Genomic DNA, 15,372 nt, shown 5'->3' on the forward strand with positions numbered 1-15,372 from the left:
TGCGCCCTTGTGGCGTTATTGGAGAGATAGGGCGCGCATTGCCGGGAAACAGACCGAACGTCCGATAAATCCGTTGTTTCGTCTAAAACAACCGCATCTGTGCGCCTTCGGATGGGCGAAACAAATCGGTCCGTAACTTCACGCGCTCGCCATTCAGTCCATGCCGGGTGCAGCCGATCCTGAAACGGGTCAGCATCAGGTCGTACCACGGCCCCGATCCACGCATTCTCGTGCCGAAACCGGGATCATTGTCACGGCCGCCCCGGATCGACTGGATCATCGACATCACTTTGCCCGCGCGATCCGGGAAATGTTCGTCGAGCCATGCGCGGAACAGCGGCGCGACTTCGAAGGGCAGGCGAACGGGGATGAAAGACGCCCGCCGCGCACCTGCATTGGCAGCGGCTTCCAATATATGCTCCATCTCGCCGTCGGTGATGGCCGGAATAACCGGCGCAATCGAAACCTGAACCGGCACTCCCGCTGCCGCCAGTTTCTCAACGGCGATCAAACGGCGGCGCGGTGAGGGAGCGCGTGGTTCGACGGTCATCGCGATACGTGGGTCGAGCGAGGTGATCGACACCATAACCGACACCAGCCCATCCACGGCCATTGCGGCGAGCATCTCGATATCGTCCAGCACCCGGTCCGATTTCGTCGTGATCATCAGGGGATGCTGGGTCTCCGCCAGCACCTCGATACATTGCCGCGTGATCCGCCAAATGCGCTCGATCGGTTGGTAGGGATCGGTATTCGTTCCCATCGCAATCGGTGCCACGCGATAGGACGGTTTCATCAACTCGGCACGGAGCAGCGCCGGAGCATCGGGTTTGGCGAACAATTTGCTCTCAAAATCCAGCCCCGGTGACAGGTCGTGGAAGGCATGGGTCGGACGCGCGAAACAATAGATGCAGCCATGTTCGCACCCCCGATACGCATTTACCGACCGGTCGAAGGGCACGTCGGGTGAGTTATTATGGGTGATGATCGTCCGGGGTCGCTCGACCGTAACCGTGGTGCGAAGCGGCGGGGGCAAGTCGTCCAGACTTGCGCGGTCATCGAGCCAGTCGCCATCAGCCTCTCGTGCAGGCAGATTGAAGCGCGAACTTTCAGTGTTCAGCGTTGCTCCGCGCACAGCTCGCTTGGGACGTTGCATGAGAACATAGATGGAACAAATGGGCGCCCTTGTCCACAGTCTAGCCTATTTCTCGCGCAGCCTCGGCATCAGTTCAACGAAGTTGCAGGGCCGGTGACGGCTATCGAGCTGCGTGCTGAGAATGCCGGTCCAGCCATCCTCGACTGCGCCGGTCGAACCGGGAAGCGCAAAAACATAGGTACCGCGAACGACCACGGCGCAAGCGCGTGACTGGATGGTAGAAGTGCCGATCTTGGCAAAAGAAAGCCAGCGAAACAGTTCGCCGAACCCCGGAATATCCTTGCCGCCCAAACGAGCCAGCGCGTCGGGGGTTACGTCGCGCCCGGTTACGCCGGTGCCACCGGTCGAAATAATACAATCGACCTCTTCCTGATCGATCCACGCGTGAAGTCGCGCCACGATCGCATCGACATCGTCGCGCACGATGGCCCGCTCGGCGAGGATATGGCCCGCTTCCGTCAATAGCGAGATCAGCTTGTTACCCGATCGGTCATCGGCTGCAGTCCGCGTGTCCGAAACCGTCAGGACAGCAATCCTGACCGGCTGAAACGCCGCACTCTCGTCAATCAATTGCCGACTCGCTCGGTACTCGCGACCTGAACAGCACCCGGGAATTTCGGCCACTGGCCCTGAACCAGAGCGTCACGGCTTGCGGTCTTTTTGCCCGCCTGCTGCTGATACATCCAGTAGTTGCGCATCACGGTCGTCACATAACCGCGCGTTTCCCAATAGGAGATTGATTCGATGTAGAGCAACGGATCGCGATTGAGCGCTTCGCCGCGTGCATTCCAGCGATCAAGCGGTGCCGGACCGCAATTATATGCCGCGATCACTTTTGGCAGCAGACCGCCGGTCTGGCTCATATCACGCAGTTTCTCGATATAGCTTTGACCATATTCCATGTTTACCGACGGCGAAGCCAGCGAACCGGTGAAAGCCTCGCCCTTGTTCCGCGCCATGATCTGGGCCGTTGCAGGCATCACCTGCATCAGGCCACGCGCTCCGGCGGCGCTGGTGGCGTTCACACGGAAATTCGATTCCTGAAGCGCATGGGCGAACACCAGCGATTTATCGACGCGCCAGCCACCCTGCGGAATCCAGGTCGAGGGGGCAGGGTAGCGTCCTTCGGCAGTGGTTCGTGCGCCGGTCGGCCCGTTATGCGCCAACCACAACTGTGTGGAGGGCAGGTTCAGCTTACCCGCGATAAGCGTGAGCGTAGCGTGTTCGATCGGCAAGCCAATGCGCGCCTGCCAGCGGATCAGTTCGTCGGCGCGGTCCAACTGGCCGATTTCAGCCAGTGCGAGCGCCGTGCGAACATTCGGATGATCGGCAACTGCACGGATCGTTGCGCTGCCATCGTCGTCACGCGCCGGGGCCAGTCCCATCGCAGCCTGCGCGAGCAAGCCGTAAAATGTTTCGTCTAGCCGAGCCGCAGCGCGGAGATGCGGCTGTATCTGGTCGGGCTGTTTAGCAGCCATCGCGGCCCGTGCGGCCCAATAATGCCCGGCAGCAACCATTTCGGGATCGGACGTCATGCGCGTTTGTGCCGTGAATGCTTCCGAGGCACCCTTCCAGTCTTTCTGTCGCCATGCGGCAAGCCCTGCGACCCACTGACCCTGTGCTGCCCAGTCGCCTGTGCCGCTGCTTGCCCGCGCAGCGAGAGCGCGAGCGTTCTTATCGTCGCCTGTCAGATAATAGGACCATGCCACCCGCTGACGCCATTCCGTGGCTGCCGCAGGAGACAGCTTGTCTTCATTGGACACCAGAAGGGCTTCGGCGTCGATCGGCCGATCATCCTTGATTAACGGAAGAATTTGCGCGGCAAGCCATGCGGACTGTGGGTCGCCCACCGTGGCGCTAACGCGTGTGCGGCGGGGAGCGGTGCCCAGCCAGTAAAGCTGGCGCACTTCGGGAAGCATTGGAACGGCATCTGCCCCGCGAGCGGCGGCAAGGCGAACCAGCGCAACCGACTGCGGCAGATCGGGTGCCTGTGTTGCGAGAGCGGCAAGCGCAGGGCCGTCGATTTTGGGTGACCCTTTGCCGAGGTAAATGAGCGAGCGTGCGATGGGGTGAAGCGGGCCCGACGGCATCGCATCCAGTTTTGCGGAAGCGTCGGTCCATGCCTGCGCATCGATCGCGGCAAAGATTTCCTGATATTGCGCACGAGCATTCGGACCAAGCTGGACGGGGAGAGTGACGTTTGCTGTCGAAGCGGTTGACGCCTGTGCCGTGCCGACGGCAGCGCTTGTCGCCAAGAGGGCAGTCGCAATTGCCAAACCAAGCTTCACGTATCGTCCTTTTCAATCAGTCTTTGCATATTCAACCAGGCCCGCTGCTTCTGATCTTTGGTCGTCAGGATCCGCGGGTGGGCAGTCGCAACAACATCGACCATGACACCATTAAGGTTAATAGAATGCAAACTTCCATGCGCCTCTACGTCTGTCATCCCGAGGATCGCACAACTCGCCGCTGAACCGATTAGCCAAAGCTGTTTCGGCGCCACGAACCGAACATGATCGCGCGCTGCTTCGGATAATGATTTATGCGCGCCGGCACTCAATGTTCCACTGGGTGGACGACCCGCAGAAACGCTCGCCAGATAGATCGAGCTACGATCCCGACCGAGTGCGCCGAGCATTTTGTCAAACAATGGTGCCAGTTCGCCTGCGAAAAGTTGCCCCGAATCGACGTCCGCCTTTTCAGGGACACCGGTAAGCACCATCAGTCCGCCGTCGATATTTCCCACAGGACGAACGCGCCTTTGCGCGGGGCCGACTTCGGGCCAATCGTTGCCCGTCATCAACCATTCGACCAAAGCATCGAGGGTTTGTGGCGTCTGAACTGGAGGGGCCGAGACAGTGGCTTTACGAGCAGGTGCTGCTCCGGTTGGAGCCAGCCAACTGCGCGGTTCCTCGTCGATCATGACATCGACACCGGCATCTCGCCACCATCGCATCGTGTTCGATACGTGGTCGCCTATCGTGATTTCTGTTGCGAACCCCATCGCAAATGATGAAGCGCGATGTTGACGCCGCGGTCAATCTTTGTGACCGGGGATGCAGACAGTCCGTTTTCGGCGCGCGGCAAAGCGCTGGAAGAGCTAAGGACCAGAGGAACCGAGGAAGATTAATGAGCGAGCCAGAAACTATTGTCCGGGAATCGATGCCCTATGATGTTGTTATCGTTGGCGGCGGCCCCGCTGGCCTTGCTGCGGCGATTCGCCTGAAACAACTCGATAGCGATCTTGCGGTCTGCGTTCTGGAAAAAGGGTCCGAAGTCGGCGCACACATATTGTCAGGTGCGGTCGTCGATCCCCGTGCGCTGGACGAGCTGCTGCCGGACTGGCGGACAATGGGTTGCTCGCTGGTTGATACGCCAGTGACCGATAACTGGCACTGGGTTCTCACCGCAAAAAAGAAATTCGCGCTGCCGCATGCGATGATGCCGCCGTTTATGAACAACAAGGGCACTTACACCGGCAGTCTCGGCAATCTGTGTCGCTGGCTTGCCGAACAAGCCGAGGGTCTGGGTGTAGAAATATTCCCTGGATTTCCCGCAGCCGAAATCTTGTACAACGACGACGGTTCGATCAAGGGCGTCGCGACCGGAGAGATGGGCGTTGCCCGCGATGGATCGCACAAATCGGATTATCAGCCCGGTCTCGAACTCCATGCCAAATACACTTTCTTTGCAGAGGGCGCGCGCGGACATTTGACCCGCCAGCTCAAGACACGGTTCGATCTTGAAGCGAACTGTGAACCACAAGTCTATGGTATTGGCCTGAAAGAGCTTTGGGATATCGACCCTGCGCTGCACGTCCCCGGCCGCGTTTTGCACACGCAAGGCTGGCCGCTTGGCGATGCGTGGGGCGGTGGATTTCTCTATCATCAGGCCAATCATCAGGTCGCCCTGGGCTTCGTCGTGGCGCTTGATTATTCAAACCCGCATATGTCGCCATTCGAAGAGTTTCAGCGCTGGAAACATCATCCCGAAATCGCGGCGATCCTGAAAGGTGGGCGGCGAGTTTCCTACGGCGCACGCGCGATCAACGAGGGTGGCTGGCAGTCGGTGCCAAGGCTCGCTTTCCCTGGTGGAGCACTGATCGGTTGCAGCGCAGGCTTCGTGAACGTTCCCCGGATCAAGGGCAGCCATACCGCGATGAAATCCGCGATGCTGGCGGCCGAAAGCGCGATTGCTGCGATCAAGGCCGGTCGCGCGAATGATGAACTGACCGACTATGAACCGGCCCTTCGCGATAGCTGGATCGCCACCGAGTTGAAGATGGTGAAGAACGTCGAGCCATCGGTCGCCAAGTTCGGTGGGACGCTCGGTACGCTGATCGGTGGCGTTGATATGTGGATGCGCACGCTGAAGATCGGCCTTCCCATCACGATGAAGCATCACCGCGATTGCGACAGCCTGTGGCGCAAGGATCTGGTCAAGCCGATCAAATATCCCAAGCCTGATGGCGTGCTGAGTTTCGACAAGCTTTCCTCGGTGTTCATCTCGAATACGAACCACGAGGAGGATCAGCCGATCCACCTGACGCTGAAAGATCCCGAGGTTCCGATTACCGTAAATCTGGCGCTGTATGACAGTCCAGAGCAGCGTTATTGCCCAGCCGGTGTCTATGAAATCGTCGGGCAGGACGTTGGCGATCCGCGCCTCCAGATCAACGCGCAGAATTGCGTCCACTGCAAGACGTGCGACATTAAAGATCCCACACAGAACATCGTTTGGGTAACGCCGGAGGGCGGCGGTGGCCCGAACTACCCGAATATGTAGCCTCGCCCTGTTGCTGGCCGGTCTAGGTCCGCTGCAGGCTGAGGCGAAACGTGGCCCCCAATCTGCGCTCGAGCTTTATGCCCGAGCGCGGATTGGTGACGGAACGGATGCCGTCCGATCCTATAGCGCCGCGCTGACTGCTGCGCCCAATGAGCCGACTGTTGCGCTTTACGCTTATCGACAGGCGGTCGCCGGTGGCGATTATGCCCTTGCTCTCCGCGCGGCTCAGACCCTGGAGCGCACCGGCTTTCTGACACCCGATGCCCGTTTGCTGCTATACGTTGCGGCGTTGCGCGATCACGACTGGAAAGCCGCCAGCGCGCGTCTGGCCGATATTGCACGAGAGGCGAACTTTGCGTTCATGGTTCCGGTCCTCGCCGACTGGCTGACATTGGGGAGCGAGCGCGAACCCGCATCGGTTCCGGTCAAAAAGACGCTGACGAGCGGCGATGCCTATACTCAGGAAAACCGGGCACTGCTGATGCTTGCGCGCGGTGACGAGGCTGAGGGTAGTATTTTTGTAAAGACGCTCTGGCCGCTCGATCCCTATCGCTCGCAATCCCTGCGGCTGACGGCGGCTGCGACACTGGCAGACCGGGGGCAGCGTGACGCCGCAACCGCGCTACTCATCGCCGACGATTACGCGACGGTGGCTGCAAAGTCTCAAATTGCAAAGCGCCGGTCATTGCACATCGGCATCGACAGCCCGGCCGGTGGTGCCGCGTTCCTTTTCTCGCGGATGGCCGGTGACCTGATCACACAAGGGTCGGGCAGGGCTGCTGTCACGCTTGCCCGTTTCGCCCAATTTGCCGACCCTGAAAACCCGCGCGTTGCGCTGATCGCGGCGGGCGCGCTGGCTATCGGCTCGGATGATGACAAGGCGACTGCGCTTGGGCTGGCGAGTCAGGTGCGCAAAGACCCGGTTTATGGCAACGACGCGGCATCGTTGCGGATCGACCTGCTCGAGCAACTGGGCAACGTCGATCAGGCGGTTGCGGAGGCGCGGGCACGCGCGAAGGGCTCGATCAATGACCTCGCGCGGGTTGGTGATATCGAGGCGCGGCGCGGAAAATTTACTGAAGCGGCGAACATATTTCGTCAGGTGCTTGCTGCCCGGCCTGGCGATCAGGCTAGCGGTATCCTTCTGTTCGCGATCGGTAACGCGCTCGATCAGGCAGGGGACTGGAAGGCCGCGCGCCCTTATCTGGAACGTGCACTGACGTTGACGCCCGGCGACCCCGCGCTGTTGAACGAACTCGGATATGGTCTGATCGAACACGGCGAAGACATGGAGCGCGCGGTCAAGTTTCTTGACGCTGCGGCCCAGATCAAGCCTGAAAGCGCGGCGATCATGGATTCGGTGGGCTGGGCCAACTATCGTCTCGGCAATTACGATCTTGCGATCGCCAGCCTGGAAAAAGCCGTTGCGGTCAATAATGGCGACCCTGAAATCGACGAACATTTGGGGGATGCCTATTGGCGCGACGGTCGCCATATTGCCGCACGCTATTCCTGGGCAGCGGCGCGGATACAGGCCGACGGACCAATGGCCACGCGGCTCGACACCAAGATCGAGCGGGGGCTGCCATGATCGTGCGCGAAACAGCTTTTGCAAAGGTCAATCTGGCCTTGCATGTCAGGGGTCGGCGAGCCGACGGTTACCACGACCTAGAAACTGTCTTTGCCTTTTGTGAAGATGGCGATTTGCTGGAAGTTGAGGATGCTGACAGGCTTTCACTCACAATCGAAGGTCCATTCTCTAAAGGACTGGAAATCGAGGGTAACCTTGTCATGAAAGCCGCGCAGGCGCTTGGTTCCGAGCGTGGCGCTGCAATCCGACTGACTAAAAACCTGCCTATCGCCAGCGGCATCGGCGGCGGGTCTGCGGATGCGGCAGCGGCCCTACGGAGCCTGTCCAAACTGTGGCAGGTGCCGCTTCCCTCGCTCGATGTTCAGCGCAATCTCGGCGCGGATGTGCCCGCCTGTGTCGTGTCGCAGACGATGCGGGGTGAGGGGGTTGGCGAACGTCTGTTCGCCGTGCCGTCGGTAACCGGCATTCCCATCCTGCTGGTTAATCCCCGGATTCCGTTATCAACTGGCGCGGTGTTCGGCCGCTGGGACGGTACCGATCGCGGTGCCCTTACCGATTGGCAAACGGGCCGCAACGACCTCGAAGCTGCTGCCAGGGCAATCGTGCCAGAGATCGCCGCTACGATAGATTGGCTTGTCGATCGCCCGGGAGTCACCCTGGCGAGGATGTCAGGTTCGGGCGCGACCTGTTTTGCGCTTTTCGAAAATACCGTTGCACGCGACGCGGCGCAGGCAGCCGTAGCTCCACAATATTGGACGATGGCCAGTAATCTGCGGTGACAATACCAGCCGAAGGTTGAAATTCACCGCTGCGCCCGGCAAGGCGTTCAGCACCATGACCAATATCTTCGACAAATCCCGCCTGCCAAGCCGTCACGTTTCGGTTGGCCCAGAACGCGCTCCTCACCGGTCGTATTATTATGCGATGGGTTTGGACGAAGAAGCCATTGCGCGCCCGTTCGTGGGTATTGCCAGCGCGGGAAACGATAGCGCACCATGTAACACGACCCTGAACGCACAGGCCGATATATGCCGCGCGGGTGTAGAGGCGGGTGGCGGGATGCCGCGACGGTTCAACACAATCACTGTGACCGACGGTATCGCAATGGGTCATCAGGGGATGAAGTCCTCGCTGGTCAGTCGGGAAGTCATCGCCGACTCGGTCGAGCTATCGGTGCGCGGCCATTGCTACGACGCGCTCGTCACTTTTGCCGGTTGCGACAAATCATTGCCCGGCATGATGATGGCGATGCTCCGGCTGAACGTGCCCAGTATATTTGTTTACGGCGGATCTATCTTGCCCGGTCGCTATCATGACCGTGACGTCACCGTGGTCGATGTGTTTGAAGCTGTGGGCCAATACGCTGCCGGGTCATGCCCGCTCGCCGACCTGACCGAGCTGGAAAAAGTTGCTTGCCCCGGACATGGAGCTTGTGGCGGTCAGTTTACCGCGAATACGATGGCCTGTGTCGGTGAGGCGATTGGATTATCGTTGCCGAACAGTAACATGGTTCCCGCACCTTTCACAACGCGCGAACAGATTGCTCACGCAGCGGGCGAACAGGTGATGGAGTTGCTGGCACGCAACATTCGCCCGCGCGATATCTGCACCCGTGAAGCTTTCATCAACGCAGCCCGCGTTGTTGCCGCAACCGGCGGATCGACCAACGGCGCGCTTCACCTTCCTGCGATGGCACATGAAGCGGGCATCGAATTCGACCTGTTCGACGTGGCCGAGGTTTTCAAAACGACCCCGTATATTGCCGATTTGAAACCCGGTGGCCGCTATGTCGCAAAGGACATGAACGAGGCGGGCGGTATCTACATGGCGATGAAGACGCTTCTCGCTGGCGGGTTCCTTGATGGAAATTGCATGACCGTCACCGGTAAGACGCTCGGTGAGAACATCGACAAGGTAACGTGGAACCCCGACCAGAAGGTCATTTATGACGTCAAAACGCCGCTGAGCCCAACGGGCGGCGTCGTCGGTCTGCGCGGGTCGCTGGCACCCGACGGAGCGATCGTAAAGGTCGCCGGTATGCATCGCCTTCAGTTCACTGGCCCGGCGCGCGTATTCGATTGCGAAGAGGATTGCTTTGCCGCCGTCGAAGCTCGCGAAATTAACGAGGGCGAAGTGATCGTCATCCGTTATGAAGGACCAAAGGGCGGTCCCGGTATGCGTGAAATGTTGTCCACTACTGCTGCACTTTATGGTCTGGGTCTTGGTGAAAAGGTTGCGCTCATCACTGACGGCCGGTTCTCGGGCGGCACACGCGGTTTCTGCATCGGTCATGTCGGACCCGAAGCAGCCGACGGTGGACCGATTGCTCTTGTCGAAAACGGCGACATGATCGCGATCGACGCAGAGGCGGGTACGATCGACCTGCTCGTTGACGCCGATATGCTCGCCACGCGGAAAGCAGCATGGCAGCCGCGCGTGAACGACTATCAGTCGGGCGCCCTTTGGCGTTATGCTCAGAACGTCGGTCCGGCGTGGCAGGGGGCCGTGACGCACCCCGGCGCAAAGGCCGAACGCCATGTTTATGCGGATATTTAAAGCTGCCGTTCTCGTCCTTTTGATTGGTGGTTGTCATCGCGCTTCGTCCGTAGATGTGCCCGCCGCCGACCGCATCGAATGTGCGATCGGCGGCGCGGATCTAGCCAATGATTGCGCGATCCAGAGAAATACGAATGTCGGAGAGTTCGCAATCCACCATCTCGACGGTGGATTCCGCCGATTTGCAGTGGAAAAAAATGGTACGATCAGCGCCGCAGACGGTGCGGACACAGTGTCCAGCAAGCCGATTGGCGACGGTCGGGTCGAACTGAAAATCGCTGGGGATCGCTATATCCTCGGTTCGGCAAGCATCGCTCCGGCCAAAACACAATGATTCCGGTTTCGGGATGCGTTCTTACCGCAGCCCAAATGCACGATGCCGAAATTGCGTCTGGAATTTCCCTGCAAAAGCTCATGGACCGTGCCGGGTGTGCTCTTGCAGAGGCCGTGTGGCGCTTTGGCAGCGGGCGGCCTGCCCTTATCCTGTGTGGACCGGGAAACAACGGTGGCGACGGTTATATCGCGGCGCGGCTTCTGGCGGCATGGGGTGTCGACGTATCGATCGCAGCCAGCGGATTTCCAAAGACCGAACTCGCCGTTGCCGCGCGGGCCGCCTGGGACGGGTTGGTCGGAAATCTCGCCAATGCTCAATCGTCACCAGTTCTTGTCGACGCGCTTTTTGGAACCGGGTTGACCCGCGAATTGCCTGCTGAAATCGCGAAGCCCCTTCACCGTCTGGCAAATGCGGCAGAAATCGTGATTGCTGCCGACCTCCCTAGCGGCGTCGGGACAGACGATGGTCGTGATTATGGAGCAGCACGTGCCGATATCACGCTCGCCTTTGCCGCAGCAAAACCGGCGCATTTGTTACAGCCCGCCGCCTCGCTCTGCGGCAAAGTCCGTATCGCTCACATCGGCGTCGAGTGTGTAGCCAATGTTTCGGTCCTCGCTCGCCCGCATTTGGCTCAACCCGGACCGACGGACCATAAATATACCCGCGGAATGGTGATCGTGGTGGGCGGAACAATGCCGGGCGCTGCCGCACTTTCGGCGACCGCCGCCGCGCGAAGTGGGGCGGGCTATGTTGTCGGGATCGGTGTCACAGGCGACTTGCCCCACGCTATCGTTCGGCGTGATCATGATGAACTGGCGAACACTCTCGATGACCCGCGCGTCCGTGCCGTCGTGATCGGACCGGGACTTGGGCGGAGTGATCGGGCTCGGGAAATGGTCGATCTCGCAATAGCCTCGCCATGTCCGCTGGTTCTCGATGGGGATGCACTCGCGCCTAACGTCGTGAACGACAGGCCCGCACCGACTATACTGACCCCTCATGCCGGTGAATTTACCCGGATGTTCGGTGATGGCGACGGCAGTAAGCTCGATCGCACACGCGCCGCCGCCGATCACTGTGGCGCGACGATTATCTTTAAGGGAGCAGACACCGTCATTGCATCGCCCGGTGGCCGCGCCACGCTTTGCCCCCCGGCAAGCGCATGGCTGTCCACCGCCGGAACCGGCGACGTGCTGGCCGGTATCGCCGGTGCAATGCTCGCCCGTGGCTTTGCCCCCCATGATGCTGCGTGCGCCGCCGTCTGGCTGCACAGCGAAGCCGCCCGACTGGCCGGAAGCGGTATGATTGCCGATGACCTCCTCACCCAATTGCCGAGATGCCTGTGACTGAAATCGTAAGAATTGCTGCCCGTGGAGAGGGTGTTACGGTCGATGGTCGTCATGCTCCATTCGGTGTTCCGGGTGACACGCTGAATAGCGACGGCACAGTTACCGATGGCCCACACCATCAGGCACCACCATGCCGCCACTTCCCCCTCTGTGGTGGCTGCCAGTTGCAACACGCCGATGACTCGACCTACGCCGACTATCTGCGCGATCGCATCACCCACGCGCTTCAGACGCAGGGGCTGGCGATTCCAGAGATGCGCTCTGTCCACCTGTCGCCACCGCGAACCCGGCGACGGGCAACGTTTCAGGCGGAGCGACGCGGGCGGAATATAATCATCGGCTTCAACGAAAGCGCCAGTCATCGCATCGTCGATCTGCGCGAATGCCATGTCGTCCTGCCAGAATTGTTCGCGCTGGTTGGTCCTTTGCGGGCGTTGCTTGGCAAGATCATGGCCGACCGCTCCCGCGCCAAACTATCGATGACCCGTGCCGATCAGGGCGTCGATCTGCTGATCGAAGGCGTAACGGTCGAGGGGTTGGAGGCTGTCGAGGCAGTCACTGACTTTGGCCGCGCCCAGAAACTCGCTCGCCTGTCGGTCGATGAAGGCTATGGCCCATCGCCGCGTTATGTCCCGGAAGATGTAACGATCACGCTAGGCGGCGTTCCAGTGGCGTTACCCGACAGTGCATTCCTGCAAGCGACCGCTGACGGTGAAGCAGCGCTCGTCGCCGCTGTTCGCGAGGCCATCGGTGAAGCACAGGCAACCGTCGATCTTTTCTGTGGTCTTGGCACGTTCGCGCTGTCGCTGCCGGGTGCCGTCCACGCGGTGGAGGGAGCGCGTGATGCGGTGCTGGCTTTGGCGGCGACCCGCCGTGTCACGGTCGAACACCGCGACCTGTTTCGCCGTCCTCTAGACCCAGCCGAATTCTCGCGCTTCGAGGCGGTTGTGCTTGACCCCCCACGCGCAGGAGCACGCGAACAGGCCGTGCATCTTGCTGCATCCACGGTTCCATGGATCGCCTATGTGTCGTGCAACCCGTCAAGCTTTGCACGTGACGCGACCACTCTGATAGCGGGCGGTTACAAACTCGACTGGATACTGCCGGTCGGCCAGTTCCGATGGTCGACCCATGTGGAACTGGCCGCAGCCTTCAGCCGCTAACGATCATCAATCGAAGATAGCGCCCCATTTGCGCTTTACGCGGTTCTTCCACGCGCCGCGATGATAAGCGTCCGATGCCAGCAAAGGCATCACTGAACCGGCTTCGGCAAACACCATCTGCTCGATGCCGGTGTTGACCTTGCCCCAGCTTGCGGCTTCCTGAAGCGTGGATGATGAGCACGCACCGTCGCGGACGTCGGCAACGGTGATCTGCACCGCATATTTGTGAACCGCAACGTCGTCATGGCCAAGGATTTCGGCGCAAACGACCGTGTCCTGCACGAAGTTCTTTGGCACACCGCCCCCAATCATCAGCAGGCCAGTCGTCCCGGCCTTTACCTTGATGTCCGTCAGTTCGCGGAAGTCGGCGATCGCGTCGAGGACCATGTACGGCTTGCCCTCTTTCACACGGTCGACCTGATGCTTGACCAAACCGAAGCCCGCCGACGAATCCACGAACGCGGGGCAAAAGATCGGCACATCATGCTCATAGGCCAGCTTGACGAGGCTGTTGTCCTTCTTGCCATGCTCGCTGAGGTACTTGCCCATCTCGCGGATGAACGCGCGGCTCGAATACGGCTTTGGCTCCAGTGAATTGGCGATCTCGAGGATCGTGTGATCGCAATCCTGCAACTGCTCTTCGTCGATGTAGGTGTCGTAAATCCGGTCGATCAACAGCGAACGCAGCGTATCATCATCAGGAACTTCAAGGGCTTGGTAGTGCTTGTGGCCAAGCCCTTCGAAGAAATCCATGTCCACAATGGTCGCGCCCGTCGCCACGACGCCGTCGATCATGTTCGACCGCAGCAGTTCGGCATACAGGTCCATGCAACCGCCCGCGCTGGTCGAACCGGCAATGACGAGGAAGATCGTGCAATCGGGATCTTCGAGCATCTGATTATAGATGTTCGTTGCTCGCGCCAGATCGCGGCTCGTGAAGCTCATCTTGGCCATCGCATCGACAATCGGCCGCGCGTCGAAGCTGGTGATGTCGATATGCTCGACCTTGGTGGAAAGCAGCTCGGCCTTCCGCGTGTCGTTGATTTTGGTCGTCATGGAATAGCTCCTTGTCCCCCTCCCGACTTGCGGGAGAGGCTAGGGGTGGAAATGAAACATCAATGTGACAGGCTCGCGTCTGTCCTGCAGCAAAGCCGTGCGGTTACAGCGTCACGACGTTCGACGGAACCCGGTGCTGGTCCTCGGTATAGAGCGAAACCATCGGCTCATCGGTCACTTCGATCGTGTCGACCGAACCGAAGCCGTTGAACCCTGTCCGCATCGCACAGCCATAGGCACCCAGCATCCCGATCTCGATATAGTCACCCGCCTTCATATCGGCAGGCAGCATGAACGGTCCCGCCATGTGATCCATGTCGTCGCACGTCGGCCCATAGAAACTGAACGCCATATCGCGTGCGTTCGAGTCTGGTTCGCGGAGCAATTCGACCGGGAAACGCCAGCCGATATGCGCCGCATCGAACAACGCACCATAGGCACCGTCATTGATATACAATTCCTCGCCGCGCCGCTTTTCAACACGGACGATCAGCGACGAATATTCGGCACACAGCGCTCGACCGGGTTCACACCACAGTTCGGAAGAGTAGCTTACGGGCAGATCCTCGAAACATTTGTGAATAACTTCAAAGAACACCTCCAGCGGCGGAGGCTCCATGCCGGGATATGAGGACGGAAATCCGCCCCCGACATCCACGACATCGACGGTCACGCCGGCATCCACGATCGCCGCGCGCACTCGCTCCATTGCGCCCGAATAGGCGGCGGGAGACATGGCCTGACTGCCGACATGGAAACAGATACCGAGCGCATCGGAAACCTGGCGGGTAGCAATCAGAAGCTGACGAAGCTCACTCGGGTCAGCACCGAATTTCGACGCAAGACTCAGCTTCGAGTGTTCTGAAGACACCCGGATACGAACGCATAAAGTCAGGTCGGTCGCGCCACTGGTGGCACGCACGATCTTTTCCAACTCTTCCATCGTATCGAGAGAAAACGTGCGGACACCGTGCGTGTGATACGCCTCGTGAATAGCTTCCTCGGCCTTGACCGGGTGCATGAAGCACATTGTGGCGTCGGGAACCGTGGTCGCAACCAGACGCACTTCGGCAATCGAAGCCACGTCGAAATGCGTGATTCCGCTTTCCCACAACAATGCCAGCAGGTCCGGCGAAGGATTCGCCTTTACCGCATAGATCGACCGACCCGGAAACTTCTCAACAAAGAAGCGGGCGGCACGACGTGCTGCGTGCGGGCGAGTAAGCGTTACCGGTTGAACCGGGAGTAGGGTGGTCGCTAACCCCAGCGCAGTAGGATGCTTGTGCAATTCAAGGGACCTCCAAATGTCGTGAGACAATGACAAAAAAGCTGCCTTGCGGTTGGAAGTCCCATGGGGCAGCGGGGAAGGGCGATATATGATC

13 protein-coding genes are annotated in these 15,372 nt (G+C 59.9%); 7 read left to right on the top strand and 6 right to left on the bottom strand.

Annotated elements, in window-relative coordinates; genetic code table 11:
• Positions 1–82: 82 nt before the first annotated feature.
• From D3Y57_RS18445 to D3Y57_RS18460, 4 genes are read right to left on the bottom strand one after another with little or no spacing between them, the layout of a single operon-like run.
• Positions 83–1,156 carry a PA0069 family radical SAM protein gene (locus tag D3Y57_RS18445; protein ID WP_121154960.1) on the bottom strand — a complete coding sequence of 358 codons (1,074 nt, stop codon included), beginning with the start codon at positions 1,154–1,156 and terminating at the stop codon, positions 83–85.
• Between the two features lie 45 nt (positions 1,157–1,201).
• Complete coding sequence (gene moaB, locus D3Y57_RS18450) at positions 1,202–1,726, bottom strand: molybdenum cofactor biosynthesis protein B (protein WP_121154962.1); 525 nt, start codon at positions 1,724–1,726, stop codon at positions 1,202–1,204.
• Positions 1,723–3,444 (bottom strand): lytic transglycosylase domain-containing protein, encoded by a 1,722-nt coding sequence (locus D3Y57_RS18455; RefSeq protein WP_121154965.1) that lies wholly within the window; start codon positions 3,442–3,444, stop codon positions 1,723–1,725. Before D3Y57_RS18455 ends, moaB begins: the two co-directional genes overlap by 4 nt.
• Positions 3,441–4,160 (bottom strand): uracil-DNA glycosylase family protein, encoded by a 720-nt coding sequence (locus D3Y57_RS18460; RefSeq protein ID WP_121154967.1) that lies wholly within the window; start codon positions 4,158–4,160, stop codon positions 3,441–3,443. The genes D3Y57_RS18455 and D3Y57_RS18460 overlap by 4 nt, the downstream gene beginning before the upstream one ends.
• 125 nt (positions 4,161–4,285) lie before the next feature.
• Here D3Y57_RS18460 and D3Y57_RS18465 point away from each other — a divergent pair, with 125 nt between their 5' ends.
• From D3Y57_RS18465 to D3Y57_RS18495, 7 genes are read left to right on the top strand one after another with little or no spacing between them, the layout of a single operon-like run.
• Complete coding sequence (locus tag D3Y57_RS18465; protein WP_121154970.1) at positions 4,286–5,941, top strand: electron transfer flavoprotein-ubiquinone oxidoreductase; 1,656 nt, start codon at positions 4,286–4,288, stop codon at positions 5,939–5,941.
• Positions 5,916–7,532, top strand: coding sequence for a tetratricopeptide repeat protein (locus tag D3Y57_RS18470; protein WP_162987197.1), 1,617 nt, complete (start codon positions 5,916–5,918; stop codon positions 7,530–7,532). Before D3Y57_RS18465 ends, D3Y57_RS18470 begins: the two co-directional genes overlap by 26 nt.
• Positions 7,529–8,311 carry a 4-(cytidine 5'-diphospho)-2-C-methyl-D-erythritol kinase gene (locus D3Y57_RS18475; protein WP_121154974.1) on the top strand — a complete coding sequence of 261 codons (783 nt, stop codon included), beginning with the start codon at positions 7,529–7,531 and terminating at the stop codon, positions 8,309–8,311. Before D3Y57_RS18470 ends, D3Y57_RS18475 begins: the two co-directional genes overlap by 4 nt.
• A 55-nt stretch (positions 8,312–8,366) precedes the next feature.
• The gene (gene ilvD / locus D3Y57_RS18480; RefSeq protein WP_121156187.1) at positions 8,367–10,088 is read left to right on the top strand and encodes a dihydroxy-acid dehydratase; all 1,722 of its coding nucleotides are present in this window, start codon (positions 8,367–8,369) and stop codon (positions 10,086–10,088) included.
• A complete protein-coding gene (locus tag D3Y57_RS18485) occupies positions 10,075–10,422 on the top strand; it encodes a hypothetical protein (protein ID WP_162987198.1) in 348 nt (115 codons plus the stop codon). The genes ilvD and D3Y57_RS18485 overlap by 14 nt, the downstream gene beginning before the upstream one ends.
• Before the next feature lie 35 nt (positions 10,423–10,457).
• A complete protein-coding gene (locus D3Y57_RS18490; protein ID WP_239025929.1) occupies positions 10,458–11,768 on the top strand; it encodes an NAD(P)H-hydrate dehydratase in 1,311 nt (436 codons plus the stop codon).
• Complete coding sequence (locus D3Y57_RS18495) at positions 11,759–12,934, top strand: class I SAM-dependent RNA methyltransferase (RefSeq protein WP_121154981.1); 1,176 nt, start codon at positions 11,759–11,761, stop codon at positions 12,932–12,934. Before D3Y57_RS18490 ends, D3Y57_RS18495 begins: the two co-directional genes overlap by 10 nt.
• 6 nt (positions 12,935–12,940) lie before the next feature.
• On the opposite strand, the gene D3Y57_RS18500 is transcribed toward D3Y57_RS18495, so the two are convergent.
• Entirely contained in the window at positions 12,941–13,990 is a 1,050-nt protein-coding gene (locus tag D3Y57_RS18500; protein ID WP_121154983.1) for a 1,9-bis(guanidino)-5-aza-nonane synthase, read from the bottom strand.
• Between the two features lie 103 nt (positions 13,991–14,093).
• Positions 14,094–15,278 carry a type III PLP-dependent enzyme domain-containing protein gene (locus D3Y57_RS18505; protein ID WP_121154986.1) on the bottom strand — a complete coding sequence of 395 codons (1,185 nt, stop codon included), beginning with the start codon at positions 15,276–15,278 and terminating at the stop codon, positions 14,094–14,096.
• Positions 15,279–15,372 lie beyond the last annotated feature (94 nt).

The organism is Sphingomonas paeninsulae (assembly GCF_003660165.1).
Taxonomy (GTDB): Bacteria; Pseudomonadota; Alphaproteobacteria; order Sphingomonadales; family Sphingomonadaceae; genus Sphingomonas_O; species Sphingomonas_O paeninsulae.